Source organism: Desulfovibrio porci (assembly GCF_009696265.1).
GTDB lineage: Bacteria > Desulfobacterota > Desulfovibrionia > Desulfovibrionales > Desulfovibrionaceae > Desulfovibrio > Desulfovibrio porci.
In genome coordinates, this window is record NZ_VUMH01000013.1 from 68,342 (window position 1) to 89,578 (window position 21,237).

The window sequence follows — 21,237 nt, forward strand, 5'->3', positions numbered from 1 at the left end:
CATATGCCGACCCCCCCCAACATTCTGACCATTGCCGGTTCCGACTCCGGCGGCGGCGCGGGCATTCAGGCCGATCTGAAAACCATCATGGCCCTGGGCGGCTACGGCATGAGCGTCATCACCGCGCTGACGGCCCAGAACGGTCAGGGCGTCACGGGCATCCACGCGCCGGACCCCGATTTTGTGGCTCTGGAGCTGAACACCGTGCTGGAGGGCTTTCCCGTGGCCGCGGCCAAAACCGGCATGCTGTTCTCCGCGGGCATCATCCGCGCTATCAGCCCCATTCTGCGCCAACGGAAATTCCCTCTGGTGGCGGACCCCGTATCCGTCAGCCAGAGCGGCAGCCGCCTGTTGCAGGAGGACGCGGTGACGGCCCTGAAAGAGGAAATCCTGCCCGGCTGCGACCTGCTCACGCCCAACCGGCCTGAAGCCGAAATGCTGACCGGCCTGAGCATCGTCGATGTGGAAGACGCCTTCGCGGCGGGCGAAAAACTGCTCTCCATGGGGGCCAAAGCAGTACTTATCAAGGGCGGGCACATGGACAGTTCCATTGTGGTCACGGACTGCCTCTGCCTGCCCGGCCAGGAGCCCAGGGCTCTGCCCCAGGCCAAGGTGGAAACGGAAAACAACCACGGCACCGGCTGCACGCTTTCGGCGGCCATCGCCACGGGTCTGGGCAAAGGCCTGCCCCTTCAGGTGGCCGTGACCAAGGCCCAGGAATTTCTCAATCTCGCCCTGCGTAAAAGTTACAGCCCCGGCAAGGGCTGCGGACCGGTGAACCACGCGGCGGCGCTGAACGTCTGACCGGACGCGAAGACCTGGCGTGCGGCGGGCCGTGCCCAAGGGCGATCCGGCTTTTGGCCCGCAGATTGCAACTCCCCCTGGCGACCCAAGACAAGCGTCAAAAACAAGGCGGAGCTTGCATGCCATTTCGCTTCAAAATGCAGAAAGTGCTCGACTACCGGGAACAACTGGAGGAAGAGGCCAAGGTGCGCCTGGCCACGGCGCAGCGCCGCCACCAGGAGGCCCGGGAGCGCCTGGAGCAGCTTCAGGCCGAGTTGCGCCGTTCCCAGGACCGCCTCTGTGACGAAGCCATGATGGACGCCGCCGAACGCTGGCTGCTGGAGCAGTATGTCAAAGGCCTGCGCGGCGACGAGGCCGCCGCCTCCCTGCAGGTGCGCATGCTGGCCCAGATGGTGGAGGAAGCCAGAAATCTGCTGGCGGCCCGCGCCATAGACAAAAAGCTGCTGGACAAACTCAAGGAACGGCAGAAACAATATTATGCCCGCGAAGAACAGTTGAAGGAGCAACGCTTCAATGACGAAATCGCGACCCTCCGCTACAAGGCTCCGTCTTTCTAAGCTCTTCCGCTGGCTGGCGGTATTGTGCTTCATCAAACTTGCCGTTCTGGGCATGCTCATGCTGGACGTGCCGCTGCCGGGCCGGCTTGGCGACGCTCCGCGCGACATGGCGCGGCAGGACGCGCACGAGGCCGTCCGAAGCGCCGCCGTCGATCCCGCCGCCCCTCTGCTGACGGCGCGCGCTCCTGAAAACAGCGCCGCCTCCACAGTTCCCGGCAAAACCCTTCAGCGCGATTCCTCCGACCCTCTGCCGTCCGGCGATCTGCCCCAAGGGTCCGCCGCCGCGCAACTGGCCGCCGCCGCAAAGCCGCGCCGCCAGACGCAGACGGGAGCGGACGCCGCGCTTCCCGCGCCCATGGTCACAGCCGGAAGCAACATCGCCGCCGCTGCGGGTGACGCCGTATTCAGCCCGCCCGCTCTGCCCGCTCCCGCGCCTTTGGGCGGCCCTGTGGCCGAAGCCGGGACACCGGCCCCGAACGAAAACGTTGCGCCTCTGCTGGCCGCCTCTCCGGTACGCCGCACAGGCCGCGACGACGGCCTGCTGGACGCGCTGGGCCTGAAAAACCTGCCCATTCCGGGACTTGGCAGCGTGCAGGCCGCGCACGCCGCCGCGCTGGACATGCCCGTGCCCCAGACGCCGTCCGGCGCTTCCCCCTTTACCCCGGCGGAACAGAGCGCGCCCACGACCATGCCCGGCGCGCCGGACATTCCGGCCAATATTCCGCGCGGCCAGGGAACCGACGGCGCGCCGCTGCCTCCGCGCGGCGCTGGGGCCTCCTCAGTCCTTCCCTCCCTGCCGCAAAGCGGCCAGTCCACCGCCCTGCCCGCGCCCGCGCCCCGGGTGACGACCACTCCCCCACCCGGCGATCCCAACGACAAGGCCCAGGAACTGGCCCGCCAGCAGCAGGACATCCTTATGCTGCGCCAGCAGATGGACCAGCGTCTGAAAGACCTGCAGGACGCCGAGCGGAAAATGAAGGATATGATCCGCGAAGCCAAGGACCTGGAAGACAAGAAAATCCGCAATCTGATCCAGATGTACGCCAATATGAAGCCCCGCACGGCGGCCAAGGCGCTGGAGAGCATGGACGAGCGGGTGGCCATCCGGATTCTGTCGGGCATGGCCCCCAAACAGTCCGGCGAAATTCTGACCTACACCAATCCGGCCAAGACCGCCAAATTTACGGAGCTGATCACCCGCATGAGGCTGCCCGACTGATGCGCCTGAAACTGCTGCTGGCCTATCTGGGCGCCGGCTACAGCGGCTGGCAGATTCAGGAAAAGCCCTCGCCGCCGCCCACCATTCAGGGAGAGCTGGAGGCCGCCCTGCGCGTGCTGGCCGGAACGCCCGTACGGGTGCACGGTTCGGGCCGCACTGACGCGGGCGTGCACGCCCACGGGCAGGTGGCCCACTGCGACGTGCCCGACGACAAGGCCAAACAGTCCTGGCGGCGCAGCCTCAACGCACTGCTGCCGCCGGCAATCCGCGTGCTGGCGGCCGAGCCCGCGCCGCCGGACTTTCACGCCCGCAAGGACGCCCTGCGCAAAACCTACGCCTACCAGTTCTGGCAGGAACGCAATTTTGTGCCGCCGCAACTGGCCCCATTTGTCTGGAACTGCGGTCCGCTGGATGTGCAGGCCATGCGCGCGGCCCTGCCGTATCTGCTGGGCGAACAGGACTTTGCCGGGCTGCAAAACGCGGGCACGGACATGGAAAGCACGACGCGCCACATCAGCACTGCCGCCCTGGACATTCTGCCGCCGTGCGAATTTTACCCCCCGCACGCGCCCCTGCTGCGCCTGACCGTCACGGCCAACGGCTTTCTCAAGCAGATGGTGCGCAATATGGCCGGTCTGCTGGCGGCCTGCGGCCAGGGCAAAATCCATCCCGAAAGCATCCCGGCCCTGCTGGCGGCCCGCGACCGCCGGGCCGTGCCCTCGGTCACGGCTCCGGCCGGGGGCTTGGCGCTGGTCCGTGTGGAGTATCCCCAGTAAATTTCAGGACGCTTCAACAACGCCAAAAGCCGCCTGTAACCGGCGGCTTTTGGCGTTGTTGGGGACAACGGCGCTCAGATCATATCACTGTTGGGCTGCTGCTCCCGTTGCTTGAATTTCTGCTGGAGCATCAGCGGCAGAGCATCGGGGTCCGCGGGATCGTATTCAAACATGACGGCCGTGCCGAAGCAGGAAAAATATTTGCTGCCGTCCGGGTGGAAGGCCACATTTTCGCTGTAGCCCACAATAGCCTGAGCCCCCTTGTTCATGGCGCGGCCCGCCATGCCGAAAAAGGCCTCGTCCGAATCATAGCCCCGGCAGCAGACCAGACCCAGCACCTTGGCGATGCGGCGGCCCTCCACCTGATGGGTGGTCACCACGGGAAAACGCCCGGCCAGAAAGACGTTGCGCACGCGGGCGGTGCTGTCAGACATACGCATCTGCTTCTCGGCCTTGCGGGCTTTTTTGTCATTGCCTCCCAGCAAAAAAAACATGCTGAACCTCCGGTATTGGCGGAATTGGCGCGCTTGGCGCACTTGAATTGCCGGACATGGCCGGACACGCAAAGCTTTTTCACTCTTCTTTTTGCAAACGGCTTGCCAATACAATTTATATCATAAATATCAATATGTTATATAAATAAAACCCGGCAATCGTCAGTAAACTGACAATTGCCGGGATGAAATGGCCCGCCTTACAGGAGGCGGAAACGCGATGTATTTGCGCTGTCAAACGTCGAAACGGGAACCTTTAAATATTAAGAAGGTACATTCTTAACGGTAAGCTGCGCCAAGGGCTGTTTCCAAATTGTGGAGTTTTGACTTTCCGGCAAGGAACACAAGCTGTTTTGCGAAGGGAGTGTACCCTGATGGCACTCGCTTCACTTTAGCCGGAGGCGAACTTGTGAGCCGTACGAATAAAGACAGCATAGATGACGCAGCCAGAGGGCAAAAGGCCCCATTGGGAAACTCGCCCTAGGATTGGTTGGCCGCCCGCGCAAAAGCATTATACGCCTCGCGGCTGCGAGCGGCGATGCTGTTCAGATCACGCCGGAGCGGACTGTAAAATCCTTCGGCCAGACCGCGCGCAAGGCCCTCGGGAAACAGCGCGGCTTCCTTGAGAAAGGCGCGGTAGCTCCGCTCCAGTTCCGGCGACGCCGGGAACGGCGGCCGCCCGGCCTTGGCAAGAACGGATTCCAGCTCACGGCGCAGTTTTTCCAGGGCTTCTTTGTCCGGCTTTTCCGGCCCCAGCAGACCGGCGGCCTTGCGGAAAAGAGAAAAGATTTTTTCCGCCGCCACGATCTGGCGCTGAAGAGGATGGTCGCGCAGCAGCACTTCCTCGGCCTGCGCGGCCCGCGCCTCCACAATTTCCAGATAGCTGTCGCGGGCGGCCATAAAAACGGCATGGGACGCGCCCAGGCTCTCCACCAGCTTTTTGCCCCTGACGCCGTCGTCGATGACGCTGTCGTCCTTCACGTAGCGTTCCAGGGATTTGTAGTCCGCCAGCATGGCGTCCAGAGCCTTGTCCATGTCCCGTACCCACTGGGCCAGTTGCGCTTCCGTCGCCGCCGGGAAAAGCCCCTTGGCGGGCGCAAGACCGCGCGCCGCGTCCCCCCGCGCGCCGCGCACAGCGGGCCGGGCCGCCAGACGCCAGTCCTCCAGGTAGGCGCGCGCATTGTTCAGCAATACGTCGGGCAGGCCATACCAGCCGCCGGACAGGGCCGCGGCGGCGGTATTGTAGAAATCCACCATCCTGTCGGCCCGCGCTTTTTCCTCGGGCGTGGCCGGAGGCAGGGACGCGGGAACGGCGGGGGCCGTTTCCGCAGCTTCGGGAACCAAGGACGGCGCGGCGGACGGTTCCGCCGAGGCGGCGGGCGCGCTCTCTCCGGCGGTTTTTCCGGCCTTATCTTCGTCGCCGGAGCCGCAGGCCGTCAGAGCCAGGGCCAGCCAGAAACAACAGAGCAAAACAAGAGCTTTTTTCATGGCAAGAAAAGAAATCGGCTCTCCGCCGGAACCCGTCCGGCTGAGAGGCGGGCATATGTGCAAGGAAAGGCGCACGTCAGACCCTGGCCCGGATCCAGTCGTTGAGCCCGGTCAGATCCGCGCCCCAAGGAAAGGGACCGCCCTTGAGTTCCTGCCCCACGCCGTAGAACAAGGCGCCCACATGGTCCGCCGCGTCGCGGTCCGTCACGGCATCGCCCACCATCAGGACGTTTTCAGCTTCCACCCCGGCGTCGCGCACGATGCGCTCAAGCACCTGGGCCTTGGCCGGGGGCGAACCGTGGATGCCGGTAAAATAAGCTTCCAGTCGGCGTTCATGCAGGACCAGACGCAGTTCCTCTTCCGGCGCGCCGGAGCAGACATAGAGCGGCAAACGGCCGCGCCAGGTTTCCAGCACGTCCCGCACGCCGGGGATCAGCGGGCAGCGGCGCACTTCGTCCAGGGCGTATTCCGCGAAACGGCGGCCCCACTGGGCGGATTCCTCCTCGCTGATCTCGCGGCCCAGCACTTCGCGGAAGAACCATTCAAACTTCTTGTAGCGGCTGACCCCGCCGTGCACCGTATGATACATGACGAAACGGTCCCGCGCTTCCGGGCCGAAGGGCTCGGCCAGACGGGCGAAAGCCCGCGTCTTGACCGGCACGCTGTCCAGAATCACTCCGTCGCAGTCAAAAACCAGACATTGCAAAGGCATATGTTTTCCTCAAAAAATAATCACGTATTGTCCCGGTTGCAACGGCGCATACGAGAGCATTTCAAGTGTCAAATGCTCCGGGGCTGTTTAAATTGAGGAGTTTTGCCTTTCCAGCGAGGAAAACAAGCTTTTTGCGAAAGGAGTGTACTCTCAATGGTACTCGACTGGAGCAAAAAGCGCAGATTGGCGAAGCTGGAAGGCAAAAGAACCAATTTAGGACAGCCCCTAGCCACGGCGTCCGATCTCCTTGGCCGGCACCCCGGCCACAATGGAAAAGGGAGCCACATTGCGCGTGACCACCGCGCCCGCGCCCACCACGGCCCCGCGCCCGATGCGCACGTCGGGCGTGATGACGCAGTTGGCCCCGATCCAGACGTCGTCCTCAATAAACACTTCGCCCGGCTGATGGCCCTGGCGCATGATGGGCAGATCCTGCCGCTCAAAGCGGTGATTGGCCGCGCGGATCACCGTGCCCGGCCCGATGGCCGTATGCGCGCCTATCTCGATGCGCCCGCCGTCGGCCCCCAGATGCGCGCAGGGCGACACGGCCACATTGTCGCCCAGAACCAGACTGCCGCCCCCGGCGGTCACAAAACAGCCCCGGCCCAGACGCACGCCGTTGCCCAGGCGCATATTCCGGCAACCGGCCAGGGTCAGGCCCGTGCCGAAGCGCGCCGAACCGCAGGCCGCGAACAGCCAGCGCCAGGCCAGCAGGCGCAGGGCCAGGCCCAGAGGCGTGGGCACCCACGCGAACAGCGCGATCCAGAATTCCTCCAGCGCGGTCCCCAGACGGGACCACGCCGAAAGGGCGGCAGGGGCGGACACGGGCGCGGCGGAACCGGAAGCGCCGGAAGAAGGTGCCGGGCTTTCCATTTACTTGCTGTACGCCTTCATCAAATCGTCGCCTTCCATGAGCCGGGCCACCCGAGCCAGATCCTCGGGCGTGTCCACGCTCCAGGTGCGGCAGTCGGTAGGCACCATGCGGACTTTTTCGCCGTATTCCAGAATGCGCATCATGTCCACGGATTCATAGATTTCCAGCGGGCTTTCCTCCATTTCATTGAAGCGGAGCAGATAATCGCGCCGGAAGGGGATGATGCAGACCTGCTTGCGCATGGGCACCTTGTCCGACCCCTTTTTGCGGGACGGAATGGGTTCGCGCGAAAAATACAGGGCGTTGTCGAAGCGGTCCACCACCACCTTGACCTCGTTGGGATCTTCAAATTCCTCCAGGGTGTCCATGTCGGCCATGAGGTTGACCACGTTGATGGACGGGTCGTCCAGCATGGGCCGCACGGCGGCGTCGATCATTTCGGGCCGGACCATGGGCTCGTCGCCCTGGACCATGACCACGATGTCGGCCTTTTTGCCCGTGGCGGCCTCAATCTTGAGCAGGGCCTCGGCCGTGCGCGTGGAGCAGCGCACATGGTGGTCGCCGGTCATCACACACTTGAGGCCCGCGTTTTTGCAGTAATCCTCAATGATGCTGTCGCAGGTGGCCACATAGGTGTCGGACAGCACCGTGCTCATGGCCGTGCGGAAGGTCACATGCCCCACCATGGGCACATTGTGGATCAGGGCCAGCGGTTTGCCCGGATAGCGGCTGGAGCCCATGCGCGCCGGGATGATGGCAATGATGTTCATATTCCCTCTCCTCAGATTACCTTTATAGAGTACATGGCTGGGACACTATATTCTGACCGGCAGGTTTCACGTGTGTCACGCGCGTGAGCGCACGCGCTTCAACAGGGCTTCCAGTTTTTCCCGCGTCTCGCTTTCCGCGGCCAGCCGCTCTTGCAGCGCGTCTAGGGCCTGTTCGCTCCTGCCGATGGTATCAAAGAGCCCGCGCAAAAGATAGAAGGCCCCGCTCTCGCCATAGGCCGCGTTTTCCACCGGCCCGGCATAGGGGCTGCCGCCCCGGCGCAGCCAGCGGGCATAGTCCCGCTGCCATTCGGGAAAGCAGGCGGCGGTAAGCCCGTCGTTCCAGAGCTTGTACGCGCCGAAGGCATGCACCACCGGCGCGTACACGGCCGCCGGATTGCGCGGATGGCAGTTGAAACGCAACGGCAGCTCGGCCAGTTCGCCGGGCCGCTCGACGCGCATCCACTGGGCCAGGGCGTTGAAGGCCGCCTGATCCGGATAGCGTAGCCGGGGGCCGTGCTCCCGCAAAAAGTCCAGGCAACGCCGCTCCAGCGCCTCGGGATCGCGCAGGCCGCGCCGCCAGACAATGACCCCGGAGTTCAGGTTGGGCGCATCCGCGTCCACGCCGGGCACGTCCTCATAAAAATTGACGCGGACCGGGCTGGTGCGGCCTGCGCCGGTAAATTCCGGGTCTTCCACGGCCAGGGCCAGGGGGCCGCAAGGCCAGATGTCCTCCAGGCTGTCCTGGATCAGCAGGTCCGTATCCAGCCAGAGCACGCTTTCATAGTCGGACAACAGGCGGAAGCAGGCGAACTTGGCCAGGCAGAGCGGCGAGAAAAGACGCACGGCCTCGGGCCGCAGCCCGTCACAGGCCACGGCGAAAGGCTCGCAACGCGCCCCCAGGCCTTCCAGCAGAGCCTGGTCCGTGGGCCGCAGGGCCTCGTCGTGAAAGACAAGGATGTCCGCATCCAGGTCAGGATTGTGTCGCCGCAGGGCCGACAGCAGCGTGCCCGCCGCGAAGGCCCAGTCGCCGGTGACGCCCAAGGTCACCAGACGGGAGGGACGGCCCGGCGCGCCGGCGGCATCCCCCGCCGTGGCGGCGCTAGTCATCGGTCGGGACCAGATAGCCCCCTTCGGTCTGCAGTTCCGGGTGCAGGGCCTTGTGCTCCTCTTCCATGACCCGCAGTATGCCCTGGCCCAGATCCACCGTGAGCGGCGGCACCAGCTTGCGCCCCACCTTGGGCATGAAGGCGTAGGGCGTGATCTGGTAATGCCCGCTGTTGGGATCGTTCTGATAATTGATGGTCAGCTCCTTGCCGAGCATTTCGCCGATCATTTTGAACAGATCCCCCACCCGCATGGGCTGGTTGCCGGAAATGATGATGTTCTGGTTCTCGAATTCGGGGGCCAGCACCGCCAGGGTGGCCGTGGAGGCGTCGTCCACGTGCACGTATTCGCGCAGGGCCGTGGGCGCGCCGTAATAGGTGATGCAGCCCGTGGTCAGGGCCTCACTGACGAAACGCTCAATGGCGTTGCGCTTGTCCGCGCGCGGGCCGTAGAGCGAGCCGTAGCGCAATATGGTGTACGGCAGGTTGTGCATGGCCTGGTAGTTTTCGATATAAATCTCGCAGGCCTGCTTGCTGCAGCGGTAAAAGCCGCCGGACTTGCCGTAGACGTACAGGGACGAGGCGAAGACATAGCGTTTGACCTGCTCCTTGCGGCAGGCCTCGAGAATCATGACGTTGCCCAGGACGTTGATGCGCGCCGTGTCCACCGGGCGGTTGTTGGCCTCGCCGATGTCCGCGATGCCCGCGTAGTTGAAGACCATATCCGCGCCTTCCACACCTTTGCGCACGGTCTCCTCATCCAGAATGTCGCCTGTGAGCATGATCTGGTCCGGCCGCAGCCAGGGCGAAGGATGCAGGTCCACAATGGTCACCGCGTGTCCGGCCTCGGAAAGCTTGTCGCAGATATGCGAGCCCAGAAAGCCGGAGCCGCCGAAAACAGTGATTTTCACAGCTGGTTCTCCACGCCGGGGCGTTCGGCCCCTTGCCATAAAAATACCGAGTCAATGCCGTAGGCGATGAAGCGGCTGCCCGCCGCCACCTGCCGGGCCAGTTCCGCCGGATCAGGCTGCACGATGTGCAGGCCCATACGCGCCTTGTGTTTTTGGCAGGCCGCCTGAATGCGCGCCATGGCCGCCTTGAAGTCCGGATGATCGAATTGCGCGGTCAGGCCCATGCTGCCCGAAAGGTCGTAGGGCCCGACCATGATGGCGTCCAGACGGGGATGGGTCAGGATGGCGTCCAGATTGTCCACGGCCCGGATATGCTCGATCTGGGCCGCCAGAAAAAGCTCGGGCGCGCGTTCCTGCCGGTATTCCTCAAAATTCTTGCCGAAGACGTTGGCCCGGCAATAGCCAACGCCCCGATATTCCGCCGCTGTTTCGCCCGGCGCTCGCCACGCGTCCTGCCCGGGATACACGGCCCAGTCAATGGCCTTGTCGAGCTGTTCGCGGCTTTCGATCATGGGAAAGATCAGGCCCTGCGCCCCGGCTTCCAGCGCGGATTTGATCTGCGTCTTGGTCGCTTCGGGCAGACGGGCGAAGGGCGCGGCCCCGCCGCATTCAATGGCCCGGAAAATGTCCGGCAGGCCGGTGCGGCCGAAGGAGCCGTGCTCCATGTCCACGGCCACCCAGTCATACCCGGCGCGGGCCATGAGTTCGGCTACGTCCGGCGAGGGCAGTTGCAGCCAGGTGCCCACAGTGGGCTTGTCGCGGGCCAGCAGGGCGCGGATGTCATGTACGGTCATAAAATAACGGCTTGCCGCCGTAGGGTTGGGGTTGCGGAACGGTTCAACATAGCGCTTGGCCGCCTTGGGCGCAATATCCCGGCCCGCGCTTCCGGAATTGTGGGGGACACGGACCGACGGCCGACGCCGGACGGATATGAAAACAAGATGCGGCCTCCTCGCGGGAGGGCCTTTTCTTTTCCTTTTCCGCCAAAACGACTATGCTGATTCAAACACAGTCAGCCTCAGGAGAACCCATGTCCTTCAAACGCAATGTCTACCTGAAAATCCTGCCTCTGCCCGAAGCCGTGGCCAAGGTGCTGGACGCCCTGGCCGACCGGTCAGCAGGCCAGGACGACGTCCGCTCGCTTCTGCCGGGCAGGGAATTCTGCCCGGCGCAGGAGGCCGTGGGCCGGGTGCTGCACGAAGCCGTGCACGCCCGCTATTCCTCGCCCACCTGTCACGCGGCGGCCATGGACGGTTTTGCCGTGCGCGCGGCGGACACCTTTGCCGCGCGCGAGGGCGAGCCCCTGCTGCTGCGCGAAGGCGAAACCTGTTTCGCGGTCAATACCGGGCAGCCCCTGCCCGCGAACTGCGACGCCGTGATCATGATCGAGCATGTGGCCGTGGACGGCCGGGGCGGCGTGAGCGTCGAGGCTCCGGCCTTTCCCTGGCAACACGTGCGGCGTATCGGCGAGGACATTGTGGCCACGGAACTGCTCTTCCCGCGCAATCACCAGATCCGTCCCTGCGACGTGGGCGCGCTGCTCTCCGGCGGAATCTGGGAAGTGCCGGTCTGGGAACAGCCGCTGGTCCGCATCATCCCCACGGGCGACGAAGTGCTGGACTTCGAGCAGCGCCCCGATCCGGGCCGGGGACAGGTCGTGGAATCCAATTCGCAGGTGCTGGCGGCCATGGCCCGCGAACTGGGCTGCCGGGTGGAGCGCGTCAAGCCCGTGCCGGACCAGCCGGACCGGCTGCGCGCGGCCCTGCTGGACAGCCTGGACGCGGGCGCGCATGCGGTGATCTTTTGCGCCGGTTCCTCGGCGGGCAGCAAGGACTACACCCGCTCCATCCTGGAAAGCGAGGGGGAAATCCTGGTGCACGGCATCGCGGCCATGCCCGGCAAACCCTCGCTGGCCGCAATCTGCCGGGGACGGCCCGTATTCGGCGCGCCGGGCTATCCGGTGAGCAGCCTGATCTGTTTTGAGGAATTGATCACCCCGGTCATCTGCCTGCTGGCGCACCGCCCCCTGCCCGCCCGGCCCGAAATCGAGGTGGAGCTGACCCGCAGTCTGCCCTCGCGCCTCGGGCTGGAGGAATTCGTGCATCTGGCCGTGGGCCGGGTGGGAGAAAAGGCCGTGGGCATTCCGCTCAACCGGGGCGCGGGCAACATCACCACAGTGACACGCGCCCAGGCGGTCATGCGCATTCCGGCCGAGGCCGAAGGCATCGCCGAGGACAGCCTGGTGCGGGCGCGCCTCTCCGTGCCCCCGGCCCGGCTCTACGACAATCTGATCTGCGTGGGCAGCCACGACAACGTGCTGGACCTGCTGGCCGACGAACTCATGGGCCTGCCCCGCGCCTTCCGCCTGATTTCCGCGCATGTGGGCAGCATGGGCGGCATCGCGGCCCTGAAAAAGGGCGTCTGCCACATGGCCGGGATGCATCTGCTGGAAGAGGACAGCGGCGACTTCAACTTCGCCTTTCTGCGCAAGTTTTATCCCGAGGGCAGGATCGTGCTGCTCAACCTGGCCATCCGCCGGCAGGGCCTGATCGTCCCGGCGGGCAATCCCAAGGGCGTCAGGGGCGTGGAGGATCTCAAGGGCAAAGGCCTGCGCTACATCAACCGCCAGCGCGGCGCGGGCACGCGCATCCTCTTTGACTGGCATCTGCGGCGCGCGGGCCTCAAACCCGCGGATGTGGACGGCTACGCCAAGGAAGAAAGCACACACATGGCCGTGGCCGTCAACGTGCTGACCGGCGCGGCGGACTGCGGCATGGGCATTTACGCGGCGGCGCGGGCTCTGGGCCTGGATTTCGTGCCTCTGGCGCGCGAACGCTACGATCTGGCCGTTCCGGAACGCTTCTGGGAAGACCCGCGCATCCTGGCCGTGCGCGACATGCTGCAAACCGAAGCCTTCAAGGCCCGCCTGGAAAATCTGGGCGGCTATGAAACCGGGCTCACCGGACAGATCATGCACCCGGGCGTCCGGCTGGGGGAATAATCGCGGCGAAACCCCGCCGACGGGAGAACGGCGGGGTTTCGGTCGGAAGGCCGGGCCGCGAACGGACCCGGCGGAGGCTTGGGCCAGATCAGAGCATGGGCCGCAAGGAATTACGATAAATCCTGGCCACGCGCTCACGTGATCCCTTGACCGGCGCCACGGAGAGCAGCAGGCCCAGCGAGGGGGTCTGCTCCACCAGGTCGCAGAACTTGTCCACATCCGCCTCGCTGATGCCGAGGTCCGTCAGCTTCCGGGTCACGCCCAGGCTGAACAGCCATTCCTCCACGGCCTTGGCGGCCTTGCGGGCCTCGTCGGGCGTGCCCTTGAGGCCGGGAGCCAGGGGTTCCAGAATATGGGCCAGCACGCCGGGCCGCGCGGGATAACATTCTTCAATGACGGCGGGCAGCAGCACGGCCAGGCCCAGGCCGTGGGTCAGGTTCGGCTGCACGGCGCTGAGCGGATGCTCCAGAGCGTGGGTGAAGTGCAGCAGGCCGTTGTCAAAGGCCACTCCGGCCTGCATGGCGGCAAAGGCCAGCTCATACCGCGCCTTCAGGTTTTTGGGATCTGCCACGGCCTTGGGCAGCCAGGCGTGCACCAGGCGGACAGTCTCCCGCGCGAGCATCACGGCAAAGGGATTGGATACCGTGGTGGTGGCGGCCTCTATCACGTGATTGACCGCGTCGATGGAGACGTAGCGGGTCTGGTCGGCTGAAAGGCCGGTCATCAGGGCCGGATCGTCGATGGCGTAACGCGGATAGATGCAGTCGTAAGCGATGGCGGGCTTGTAGTTGAGCCGGGTCACCGTGGCCACGGCGAAACGGTTCACTTCGCTGCCCGTGCCGTGGGTCAGGTTGATGGCAATGACCGGCAGCGCCGTGGTCGGCGTGAAGCGGAAACAGTAGAGATCCTCGCCGGTCTTGCCGGGATTGGCCAGCAGGATGGCCGCGCTTTTGCCGCAGTCAATGGGGCTGCCACCGCCGATGGCCAGCACGGCTTCGGCATTGACCGCCCGGCCCAGGGCGGCGGCCTCGTCCACGCTTTCCGTGGTGGGATTGGGCGTAACCTTGTTGTACAGGGCGAGCCTGATCCGGTGCCTGGCGGCGGCCGCCTCCACCTTGTCCCACGCGCCCGTGGCCTTGTAGGCGTGCCCGCCGCTGACGCAAAGCAGCGCCCGCACGCCTTCGGCCCTGAACCGGCCCAGAATGTCGTCGATTTTATCTATGGCGCCCACGCCCAGGTAGGCGGTAGTCTTCACGCGGATTTCCCTGACAGTATTATAATCGCAACCTTCATCCCACATGGCGACCTCCATATGTCGATGCCTGTGCTGTTTGATTGCTCAATCTTTTCAATTCAAAGATAGACTCACGTCCAGTGGAGGTCAAGGATTTGTATAAAATTTCACAAAATATTTATCTAATAATTTCAATATATAATATATTCATACTAAGAAAAAATAAAATATTTTTGCAGCACGCCTTTTATTTGTCCAAACATTCACAATAAAAAAGACCACGGCTTGCCGCCATGCCGTAAAGGTCGTAAGGTAACAGCTCCGGCGGAAGCCGGATCAACACCGCTCTTCAGGAGGGCATCGCCATGAAAATCGGCATTATCCGTTGTCGGCAGACTGAGGATTACTGTCCCGGAACCACGGACTTCGTCACGGCCGCCAAAGGCAAGGGCGCGTTTGAATCCTTGGGAGGCTGCGAGGTGGTGGGCTTCATTTCCTGCGGAGGCTGTCCCGGCAAGAGCGCCGTGCTGCGCGCCCAGATGCTCCGCGACCGGGGAGCCGAAGCCGTGGCCCTGGCCTCCTGCATCACCAAAGGCAACCCCATCGGCTTCCCCTGCCCCAACCGGGAAATGATGCTGGCGGCCATCCGCCGTAAGCTGGGCGACGATTTCCCTGTGCTGGAATACACCCATTGATGTGCCGCGAAAATTCAGTCCGTAATGACGCGTTTCAGGGCGGGCGCATCTAAAAAATTGTTATCTATTGGCAGGATAGCCGTAGAAATAAACAAAAAGAGGCAACGCCGCCTTTGCTCCGCCGCAGCGAAGCGCAGGCGGATGGAATGAAAGACCGGCAAGAGCTGAAATGAAACGCTCCGGCCTTGGGCAGGCTTGCCTGATCCAGATAAAAAGGAGCGGCGGCCGGAAATGTAATCCGGCCGCCGCTCCGCATTGTTATTCCCGCCGGAAGCGCGTTCAGGCTTTCCGCCAGGAAAAGATTCGCGGTTCCTTCCGTTCCGAAGGCGGCAGGCTCGCCTTGCTGTAGCCCAGCGTCATGGGGCAGACCAGGCGGTAGGATTCCGGCACATTATGGACGCGCTTGAATTCGGGCGTGTCCAGAATGTGCTCGCCGAAGCCGATCCAGCAGGTGCCGATGCCCATGCTGTGCGCGGCCAGCATGATGTTGGCCGCGCACAGGGAACCGTCGTAGGCATACCAGTGGGACGCCGTGTCGCCGTAAATGAGCAACAGTGTGCCGGCATGGTTGAATACGCTGTAGGAGGGCTTGTTCAGCCACTCCCTGTACTGTTCGAGGTAGGGATAGTCGGCGAGGTGCTCCAAAAGCCAGCCTTTGGTTTCTTCGGAAAGGCGCTGGATTTCGTCCTTATCCTGAATAACCGCGAAGCCCCAGGGCTGCTCGTTGGAACCCGTGGCCGCCTTGACGCCCAGACCGATAAGTTCGCGCAGGGTTTCTTCGCTGATGGGTCTGTCCGTATATGTGCGGATGCTGCGCCGTGTTCTGATGCATTCCAGAATATCCATGTTCGTTCTCCTTGCAAGTGGATCAGTATACAGGCGCAGCATAGCGCCATTTGATATCAAAGACAAAGGGGCGCGCCGCTGTGCGACACGCCCCCGAATCGGTGAAAGACCTTTGCCCGCCGTTTATCTGGGCACGGCCAGAATGACGTGCATGGCCTTGACGATGGCCGTGACTTTCTTGCCCGGCGCCAGCTGGAGTTTGTCCACGCTGCCCATGGTCACGATGGCGGTGATGCCCGTGCCGCCGAGCAGGTCCACCAGCACTTCGGCGTTGACCGCGCCGGGGGTCACCCTGGACACAGTGCCGCTGAACTGGTTACGGGTGGAAAGCAGATAGTCCTCGGCGTCGTTCATCAGCAGAACGAAGCTGGCCTTGATCAGGGCCATGGCCTCCACGCCGGGCTTGAGGCCCAGTTTTTTGGTGCTGGTCTGGGTGATGGAGGCCACGATGCTCTGGCCGCCTTCCACGCTCAGTTCCACTTCATCGTTGACCGCGCCGGAACGAACCGCCACGACCTTGCCGTGAAAAACATTTCTTGCGCTGGTTTCCATATTTTTTCTCCTTGCCGCGGGCACAGCCCCGCGAAGATGGCGGCGGAACGCGTCCGCCGCGAGTTGCTGTCACGATGCGATTTTGTAGGCGTATTCCCCCCAAAGGTCCAGCCGGTCACGCTTTGCCGCTTTCAATGCATATGGGCGCAAAGGAAGTGCAGCCCCCACCCGGCGGCATCGCTCTCAACTCCTTTATAATCACGTTGTTGCAATAAACCGTGATTATTGTCACGCTTGGGTTTTTGCAAGGCGCGTCCGCCGAAATTTTTTCGCTGTTCCACAAAAAATATCTTCAGACGCACAAAAAAGCGGAGGGGGAGCTCCGCCTTTTGCCACCCGGATGGAGGCCGGATGTTGTGGCCCGGCGTGATTGGGGCACGTCAGGCCTCTGGAAATTCAGAAAGTTACAACATTGCCGTTGCCAAACCGGGCCAACGGCCCGACAAAGTAACGTTACTCTGCCCTAGAAAGGCCAGATATTGTCCATCAGCCGCGTAAACCACCCCGGCTTCTGCTTGTCGGCCAGCACGCCGCGTCCGTAGTATTCAATGCTCGCGTCCGCGATCTGGGTGGAATAGACGCTGTTTTCGGCATCCACGTCCTTGGAGCGGATCATGCCGCGCACCACCATATATTCGGTTTCCTCGTTGACCCGGATCTCGCGCGCGCCCTCAATCTGCAACAGGCCGCCGGGCAGTACGCGGAGAACACGGGCCGCCATGGAGGTGGTCACGTAGTTTTCACGCTTGGTCTTGCCTGTGGCCGAAAGATCGCTGACCGAGGTGGTGCTCAAGGTCGGCGTGCCCACGCGGCTTTGCGGGCCGAGGCCCACCAGAGGGATGAAGCCGCTCTTGCTTTTGCCGAACATGGCGGCCACCTGGTAATCGTTGGAGCCGTCCTTGTTGGCCGTGGTCTCGGCCTTGTTCTGGGCCTTGGTGTTTTCCACCAGCTTGACCACCACGATGTCGCCCACGCGCCGGGCGCGGCTGTCGGCAAAAAGCGTGTCCTCCTCGCTGGCGGCGAAGAGCGAACCGGGATTGTTGGGGCCGCTGGTTTCCTGGCGGTACTCCTGCGGCGGCGTGACCGGAGGCTGCAGGGCCGGGCGCTTGTGCGCGCCGCCGCCGCAGGCCGTGCAGAGCAGAAATGCCAGCCCCAGAACCGGGACGATCAACTGTGTTTTCATACGCTCCTCTCCTCGCGGCCGCGTGGCGCGGCTTAATGGATCTCTACGGTGCTGCCGTCTTTGACGGTGGCGTAGACCTGTTTTTTGGTTTGCAAATTCCGCACCGGAATGGTGGCGCCGGGCTCGCCGTCGGCCAGGGCTTCCGCCTGGGTGGTCATGCGCAGATTGCCGCGCGTGTAGATCAGGGTCAGGATGCCGCCGCGCCGGACCATGAGCTGGCTGGCCAGATCGCTTTGCAGAATGGGCTCGCCCGTGTTCAGGGAGCGCACCACCTGCCAGGGGCCGCCATGGCCGTCCCAGGGCAGATCCCGCAACTGATTGGCGTTGATGCGCATGAAGGTCACTGCTTCGGGCGTCAGCGCGTCGCCCTTGCCCAGCGGCCTGGAAGCCGCGGGCACGGTGATCCACAAAGTCAGGTTTACTGTTCCGGCCACCCGCCGCAACACGGCGCCGTCCGCCTCCTGCACGGCAAAGCGCAGAGGCACGCGGCCCGGCGCGAGTTTGCCGGGTTCCAGCTGGATGCGCTGCTGGCTGTGGGCCAGAAAAATATATTCCGGCAAGCGGAATTCGCTCAGTTCAGCCTCGCCGGGCATGGCGGCCAGTTGAGGCGTCAGGCTTTTGACGACATAGGAACGCAGGTCATCTTCCCTGAACACCAGGCCGCCGCGCTGGATGACCAGCGAGGTGGGCAGAATGCAGCGCCCGGCCAGATCGTTGCCCAGGCTCTGGCGCAACGCCTGTGAAAGACGGGAACGGTTGACCTGGAGGGGTTTGCCCTCTTCCGGCGGCGCGGGCCAGAGCCGACGGTTTTTGAGATCGCTCCAGAGCGCGGGGTCCATATGACCCAGCGGCGCGGCGATGTCGCCCAGCAGCACTGTGTCGTTGTTGGTCACGGCGGCGGCGGCCACCTTGAGCCGCCAGTCGCCCTGCTCCAGCATGGGCAGTTGGTCCCCGGCGGCGGGCGGCGCGGCCAGGGGCACGGCATTGGCCGCCACGAGATCGCGAGTCTTGGCGGCGCGCTGGTCCTGGGCTCCGGCGGCCAGGGGAATCTGGGCGGCGCGCACCTGCGGCGGGCGCAACTGGCGCTTGATCTGCGAAGGCGAACGGCGGTGATTGCGCTCGCTGTCCTGCCAGACGGCCTGCGGCACGCCCCCCTGGGCCGCGGCCTGAAGCGGCTCGGGACACAATGCGCAGAGCAACGCCAAAACGAAAAGCGCAAGCACGGCCCGCGCACGGCCGTATGAGCCGCGCGCCCGGAGTTCGCTCCCGCCTGTCCCGAATGCTTGCCGTCCGCGCATGGTCCGTCCCCTTCAGTCCTAACTGCGCTTGAGCTGCACGGCGATGCCCAGCATGGAGTCCGAGGTCTGGATGGCTTTGGAATTGACCTCATAGGCGCGCTGGCCCACGATCATATTGACCATCTCGTCCACCACTTCCACATTGGACATTTCCAGAAAACCCTGGGCCAGGGTGCCCACGTTGTCCGTGCCGGGCACGCCTTCGGTTTCCGCGCCGGAAGCTTCGGTAGGCGTGTAGAGATTACGGCCGCGCGCGTCCAGACCCGCCGGATTGATGAAGGTGTAGAGCGGGATTTCCGCGCCGGCGATTTCCTGCCCCTCACTGTCCAGCGCCGCGATATGGCCGGAGGAAGAAATGGAAATGTTCTTGGTTTCCGCGGGCACGGCGAATTCCGGCTGCAAAATGTAGCCGTTGGCCGTGACCACGGTGCCGTCCTGGTTGAGCTTGAAGGAACCGGCGCGGGTGTACATCAGCTCGCCGTTCACATCCACCTGGAAAAAGCCGTCGCCTTCAATGGCCACGTCCAGAGCGTTGCCCGTATTCTGGAAGTCGCCCTGGGTGAAGAACTTGTGCACAGCCGTGGGCCGCACGCCCATACCCACCTGGATGCCCACGGGCAGCCGGTTGTCGCCCTCGGTGATGGAACCGGCGATCTTCATGGTCTGGTACATCAAGTCCTCGAATTCGGCCCGGCTTTTTTTGAAGCCAGTGGTGTTCACATTGGCCAGGTTGTTGGAAATGACGTCGATGTTGAGCTGCTGGGCCACCATGCCCGTGGCGCCGGTATACAGGGAACGCATCATGGGGATTTCTCCTTCTCTCAGTCACGCGGCAGGCCCGCGCGCGGGCTAGCCCTGGCGGCGCCCTATTTTTTCGTTAGCCGCGCGGTCCAGGGTATCCGAGGTCTGCATCACCTTCTGGTAGGCCTCAAACTGCCGCTGCACTTCAATCATGTTGACCATTTCCGTCACCACTTCCACATTGGCCGCCTCGGTGAAGCCCTGCTCCAGCCGCGCGCCGGCCAGATAGGCATCGCCCTCGGCCACATTCACGTTTTCGCGCGGGCGGAACAGATTGTGGCCCAGCTTTTCCAGATTCTGCGGATTGTCCACATTGATCAGGGCGATCTGGTTGACGACCGCGCCGTCGGCAATGACCTGGCCGTCCCCGCCGATGAGCACGTTGCGCGTGCCCGGCGGAATGACGATGTTGCCGCCCGTGCCCTGGAGCGGATAGCCCTGCGGGGTCATCACCGTGCCGTCGCCGGACAACAGAAAGTGGCCGTTGCGCGTCAGGTAATCCCCGTTGGGCGTGTTCACCCGGAAAAAGGCGTTCTCGCCGCTGATGGCCACATCCAGCGGATCGCCGGTGAATTGCATGGACCCCTGGGAAAAGTCGAGTTTGGACACGGCGATGCGGGGCCGGGCCATATTCTTGGGCTCGGGAAAGAGCGGATCGGACCGCAGATTCATCAGGGGCTCACGGATCTCGTCATGCGCATAGGAAGCCATGGTGTCCTTGAAAGCCAGGGTGTCGCGTTTATAGCCGTGGGTATTCACGTTCGCCAAATTATTGGCGATGATGCTCATGCGGTGTTCTGTGGTCAGCGCGCCGAAAAGCCCGCTAAACAACGCGTCTTGCATAAAAAACTCCTTTGTCCGCGGCCGCTTGCCCGTCGGGCGGGCGCAGCCGTTGCCCAAGGCCGAAGCAGCCTTTGCCGGAAATTATGCAAGGAACGGGCCACAAAGATCGACGGCCCGGCCTTCCTTTCCGGGCAGCCCGGCGGCGCGCGGGCGAAATTCGGCGCGGCCGCAAAACAGGCATATATCCTTACGTGTCAATATCGTTACAATCCGGCTATTCATTGTTTCGCAATATCGTAAGTCAGGAACCTTTATCAGATGTTGGGAGGGCCATATTGCCGAGTCCGACAAAATCAACAAATCATAAACCGCTTGCTTTATAGTTTAATTACATGTTATATATGTGACATAATCCGAAAAGGAGGTGCGCCCATGTCTTGGCAGAACATGCTCAAAGAAAATATTGTCACTGTCGAGCAACTGCAAGAGCACATCTTCTTCCGGGAAGAGCATTTGGAGCAATTGCAACGGATCAGCAAGCGGTTTCCTTTTTCCATTCCGCCCTACTATCTGTCTCTGGTCGATCCTTCAGATCCTCATGATCCCATACGGAAGATGTGTGTTCCCAGCCCGGACGAGCTCGACCCGGGCGGACGCTTCGACACCAGCGGCGAAGCGTCCAATACCGTGGTGCCCGGCCTGCAGCACAAATACCCGCAAACCGCGCTGATTCTGACCACCAACGCCTGCGCCATGTATTGCCGTCACTGCTTCCGCAAACGTCTGGTAGGCCTGGAAGACAAGGAAACACGCCCGCAGCGCGACAAAATCATGGCGTATATCCGCGAGCATACCGAGATCAGCAATATTCTGCTCTCCGGCGGCGACGCCCTGCTCAACCCCACGTCCGTGCTCCGCGAATACCTGGAGGATCTCTGCAGCCTGGGGCATCTGGACGCCATCCGGATCGGCAGCCGCACTCCAGTGGTGCTGCCCATGCGTATCTACATGTAATGTTCCAATAGGTTGTTCACCCTGCCTCAAGCCGGTAAAGCTGGAGTTGACAGACAACAGTAAACCGAGCCGAGGACAGGGTGAACAGCCATAAGAATGCCAAATTGACTGCACGCGGTCGA

At 63.2% G+C, this 21,237-nt stretch carries 22 protein-coding genes; 7 read left to right on the plus strand and 15 right to left on the minus strand.

The features are described 5' to 3' along the window. Positions 1 to 3 precede the first annotated feature (3 nt). From thiD to truA, 4 genes are all read left to right on the plus strand, one after another. Positions 4 to 804, plus strand: a complete 801-nt coding sequence (gene thiD, locus FYJ44_RS11965; RefSeq protein ID WP_154512422.1) for a bifunctional hydroxymethylpyrimidine kinase/phosphomethylpyrimidine kinase — start codon at positions 4 to 6, stop codon at positions 802 to 804. Between the two features lie 119 nt (positions 805 to 923). Further along, positions 924 to 1,361, plus strand: a complete 438-nt coding sequence (gene fliJ / locus FYJ44_RS11970; protein ID WP_154512424.1) for a flagellar export protein FliJ — start codon at positions 924 to 926, stop codon at positions 1,359 to 1,361. Further along, positions 1,318 to 2,580, plus strand: a complete 1,263-nt coding sequence (locus FYJ44_RS11975) for a MotE family protein (protein WP_154512426.1) — start codon at positions 1,318 to 1,320, stop codon at positions 2,578 to 2,580. Before fliJ ends, FYJ44_RS11975 begins: the two co-directional genes overlap by 44 nt. Further along, positions 2,580 to 3,356 (plus strand): tRNA pseudouridine(38-40) synthase TruA, encoded by a 777-nt coding sequence (gene truA, locus FYJ44_RS11980; protein WP_154512428.1) that lies wholly within the window; start codon positions 2,580 to 2,582, stop codon positions 3,354 to 3,356. Before FYJ44_RS11975 ends, truA begins: the two co-directional genes overlap by 1 nt. A gap of 74 nt (positions 3,357 to 3,430) precedes the next feature. Here the strand turns inward: truA and FYJ44_RS11985 are convergent, their stop codons facing one another. The 8 genes from FYJ44_RS11985 to FYJ44_RS12020 form a co-directional block, all read right to left on the minus strand. Further along, on the minus strand, positions 3,431 to 3,850 hold the full coding sequence (locus FYJ44_RS11985; protein WP_154512430.1) for a YbjQ family protein: 420 nt from the start codon (positions 3,848 to 3,850) through the stop codon (positions 3,431 to 3,433). A gap of 480 nt (positions 3,851 to 4,330) precedes the next feature. Then, positions 4,331 to 5,338 carry a hypothetical protein gene (locus tag FYJ44_RS11990; protein ID WP_154512449.1) on the minus strand — a complete coding sequence of 336 codons (1,008 nt, stop codon included), beginning with the start codon at positions 5,336 to 5,338 and terminating at the stop codon, positions 4,331 to 4,333. A 76-nt stretch (positions 5,339 to 5,414) separates the two neighbouring features. Then, on the minus strand, positions 5,415 to 6,050 hold the full coding sequence (locus FYJ44_RS11995) for an HAD family hydrolase (RefSeq protein ID WP_154512462.1): 636 nt from the start codon (positions 6,048 to 6,050) through the stop codon (positions 5,415 to 5,417). Between the two features lie 225 nt (positions 6,051 to 6,275). Beyond that, positions 6,276 to 6,923: an acyltransferase gene (locus tag FYJ44_RS12000; RefSeq protein WP_154512464.1), complete on the minus strand. Its 648-nt coding sequence runs from the start codon at positions 6,921 to 6,923 to the stop codon at positions 6,276 to 6,278. Then, complete coding sequence (locus FYJ44_RS12005) at positions 6,924 to 7,694, minus strand: 3-deoxy-manno-octulosonate cytidylyltransferase (protein WP_154512466.1); 771 nt, start codon at positions 7,692 to 7,694, stop codon at positions 6,924 to 6,926. A gap of 75 nt (positions 7,695 to 7,769) precedes the next feature. Beyond that, positions 7,770 to 8,801, minus strand: a complete 1,032-nt coding sequence (locus tag FYJ44_RS12010; RefSeq protein WP_154512468.1) for a glycosyltransferase family 8 protein — start codon at positions 8,799 to 8,801, stop codon at positions 7,770 to 7,772. After that, positions 8,794 to 9,708, minus strand: coding sequence for an NAD-dependent epimerase/dehydratase family protein (locus tag FYJ44_RS12015; RefSeq protein WP_320861025.1), 915 nt, complete (start codon positions 9,706 to 9,708; stop codon positions 8,794 to 8,796). Before FYJ44_RS12015 ends, FYJ44_RS12010 begins: the two co-directional genes overlap by 8 nt. Continuing rightward, entirely contained in the window at positions 9,705 to 10,502 is a 798-nt protein-coding gene (locus FYJ44_RS12020; RefSeq protein WP_154512472.1) for an HpcH/HpaI aldolase family protein, read from the minus strand. Before FYJ44_RS12020 ends, FYJ44_RS12015 begins: the two co-directional genes overlap by 4 nt. A 236-nt stretch (positions 10,503 to 10,738) precedes the next feature. On the opposite strand from FYJ44_RS12020, the gene FYJ44_RS12025 reads away from it, so the two are divergent. Then, entirely contained in the window at positions 10,739 to 12,709 is a 1,971-nt protein-coding gene (locus FYJ44_RS12025; protein ID WP_154512474.1) for a molybdopterin biosynthesis protein, read from the plus strand. Positions 12,710 to 12,797: 88 nt separating this feature from the next. Here the strand turns inward: FYJ44_RS12025 and FYJ44_RS12030 are convergent, their stop codons facing one another. Then, positions 12,798 to 14,009: an iron-containing alcohol dehydrogenase gene (locus FYJ44_RS12030; protein WP_154512476.1), complete on the minus strand. Its 1,212-nt coding sequence runs from the start codon at positions 14,007 to 14,009 to the stop codon at positions 12,798 to 12,800. A gap of 299 nt (positions 14,010 to 14,308) precedes the next feature. Between FYJ44_RS12030 and FYJ44_RS12035 the strand changes: the two genes are divergently transcribed. Further along, positions 14,309 to 14,638, plus strand: coding sequence for a CGGC domain-containing protein (locus FYJ44_RS12035; protein ID WP_154512478.1), 330 nt, complete (start codon positions 14,309 to 14,311; stop codon positions 14,636 to 14,638). A gap of 279 nt (positions 14,639 to 14,917) precedes the next feature. Here the strand turns inward: FYJ44_RS12035 and FYJ44_RS12040 are convergent, their stop codons facing one another. The 6 genes from FYJ44_RS12040 to FYJ44_RS12070 form a co-directional block, all read right to left on the minus strand. Continuing rightward, complete coding sequence (locus FYJ44_RS12040) at positions 14,918 to 15,484, minus strand: nitroreductase family protein (RefSeq protein ID WP_154512480.1); 567 nt, start codon at positions 15,482 to 15,484, stop codon at positions 14,918 to 14,920. 123 nt (positions 15,485 to 15,607) lie between these two features. Beyond that, positions 15,608 to 16,036: a TOBE domain-containing protein gene (locus FYJ44_RS12045; protein ID WP_154512482.1), complete on the minus strand. Its 429-nt coding sequence runs from the start codon at positions 16,034 to 16,036 to the stop codon at positions 15,608 to 15,610. A gap of 463 nt (positions 16,037 to 16,499) precedes the next feature. Further along, positions 16,500 to 17,219 carry a flagellar basal body L-ring protein FlgH gene (locus tag FYJ44_RS12055; protein WP_154512486.1) on the minus strand — a complete coding sequence of 240 codons (720 nt, stop codon included), beginning with the start codon at positions 17,217 to 17,219 and terminating at the stop codon, positions 16,500 to 16,502. Positions 17,220 to 17,251: 32 nt separating this feature from the next. Beyond that, entirely contained in the window at positions 17,252 to 18,442 is a 1,191-nt protein-coding gene (gene flgA / locus FYJ44_RS12060) for a flagellar basal body P-ring formation chaperone FlgA (RefSeq protein WP_326833686.1), read from the minus strand. A 93-nt stretch (positions 18,443 to 18,535) separates the two neighbouring features. Then, entirely contained in the window at positions 18,536 to 19,321 is a 786-nt protein-coding gene (gene flgG / locus FYJ44_RS12065) for a flagellar basal-body rod protein FlgG (RefSeq protein ID WP_154512490.1), read from the minus strand. A 45-nt stretch (positions 19,322 to 19,366) separates the two neighbouring features. Beyond that, positions 19,367 to 20,161, minus strand: a complete 795-nt coding sequence (locus FYJ44_RS12070; protein ID WP_154512492.1) for a flagellar hook-basal body protein — start codon at positions 20,159 to 20,161, stop codon at positions 19,367 to 19,369. A 372-nt stretch (positions 20,162 to 20,533) separates the two neighbouring features. Between FYJ44_RS12070 and FYJ44_RS12075 the strand changes: the two genes are divergently transcribed. Further along, entirely contained in the window at positions 20,534 to 21,115 is a 582-nt protein-coding gene (locus FYJ44_RS12075) for a KamA family radical SAM protein (protein WP_229772686.1), read from the plus strand. The last annotated feature ends 122 nt before the right edge of the window (positions 21,116 to 21,237 follow it).

Excerpts from the sequence above, each read along its gene's own strand:
- FYJ44_RS11995 (WP_154512462.1), bottom strand. The coding sequence starts at position 6,050 with ATGCCTTTGCAATGTCTGGTTTTTGACTGCGACGGAGTGATTCTGGAC.
- thiD (WP_154512422.1), top strand. The coding sequence starts at position 4 with ATGCCGACCCCCCCCAACATTCTGACCATTGCCGGTTCCGACTCCGGC.
- FYJ44_RS12005 (WP_154512466.1), bottom strand. The coding sequence starts at position 7,694 with ATGAACATCATTGCCATCATCCCGGCGCGCATGGGCTCCAGCCGCTAT.
- FYJ44_RS12035 (WP_154512478.1), top strand. The coding sequence starts at position 14,309 with ATGAAAATCGGCATTATCCGTTGTCGGCAGACTGAGGATTACTGTCCC.
- FYJ44_RS11975 (WP_154512426.1), top strand. The coding sequence starts at position 1,318 with ATGACGAAATCGCGACCCTCCGCTACAAGGCTCCGTCTTTCTAAGCTC.
- FYJ44_RS12055 (WP_154512486.1), bottom strand. The coding sequence starts at position 17,219 with ATGAAAACACAGTTGATCGTCCCGGTTCTGGGGCTGGCATTTCTGCTC.
- flgG (WP_154512490.1), bottom strand. The coding sequence starts at position 19,321 with ATGATGCGTTCCCTGTATACCGGCGCCACGGGCATGGTGGCCCAGCAG.
- truA (WP_154512428.1), top strand. The coding sequence starts at position 2,580 with ATGCGCCTGAAACTGCTGCTGGCCTATCTGGGCGCCGGCTACAGCGGC.
- FYJ44_RS11990 (WP_154512449.1), bottom strand. The coding sequence starts at position 5,338 with ATGAAAAAAGCTCTTGTTTTGCTCTGTTGTTTCTGGCTGGCCCTGGCT.
- FYJ44_RS12000 (WP_154512464.1), bottom strand. The coding sequence starts at position 6,923 with ATGGAAAGCCCGGCACCTTCTTCCGGCGCTTCCGGTTCCGCCGCGCCC.
- FYJ44_RS12025 (WP_154512474.1), top strand. The coding sequence starts at position 10,739 with ATGTCCTTCAAACGCAATGTCTACCTGAAAATCCTGCCTCTGCCCGAA.
- FYJ44_RS12010 (WP_154512468.1), bottom strand. The coding sequence starts at position 8,801 with ATGACTAGCGCCGCCACGGCGGGGGATGCCGCCGGCGCGCCGGGCCGT.
- FYJ44_RS12040 (WP_154512480.1), bottom strand. The coding sequence starts at position 15,484 with ATGGATATTCTGGAATGCATCAGAACACGGCGCAGCATCCGCACATAT.
- FYJ44_RS12020 (WP_154512472.1), bottom strand. The coding sequence starts at position 10,502 with ATGACCGTACATGACATCCGCGCCCTGCTGGCCCGCGACAAGCCCACT.
- FYJ44_RS12070 (WP_154512492.1), bottom strand. The coding sequence starts at position 20,161 with ATGCAAGACGCGTTGTTTAGCGGGCTTTTCGGCGCGCTGACCACAGAA.
- FYJ44_RS11985 (WP_154512430.1), bottom strand. The coding sequence starts at position 3,850 with ATGTTTTTTTTGCTGGGAGGCAATGACAAAAAAGCCCGCAAGGCCGAG.
- FYJ44_RS12075 (WP_229772686.1), top strand. The coding sequence starts at position 20,534 with ATGTCTTGGCAGAACATGCTCAAAGAAAATATTGTCACTGTCGAGCAA.
- FYJ44_RS12045 (WP_154512482.1), bottom strand. The coding sequence starts at position 16,036 with ATGGAAACCAGCGCAAGAAATGTTTTTCACGGCAAGGTCGTGGCGGTT.
- fliJ (WP_154512424.1), top strand. The coding sequence starts at position 924 with ATGCCATTTCGCTTCAAAATGCAGAAAGTGCTCGACTACCGGGAACAA.
- FYJ44_RS12030 (WP_154512476.1), bottom strand. The coding sequence starts at position 14,009 with ATGTGGGATGAAGGTTGCGATTATAATACTGTCAGGGAAATCCGCGTG.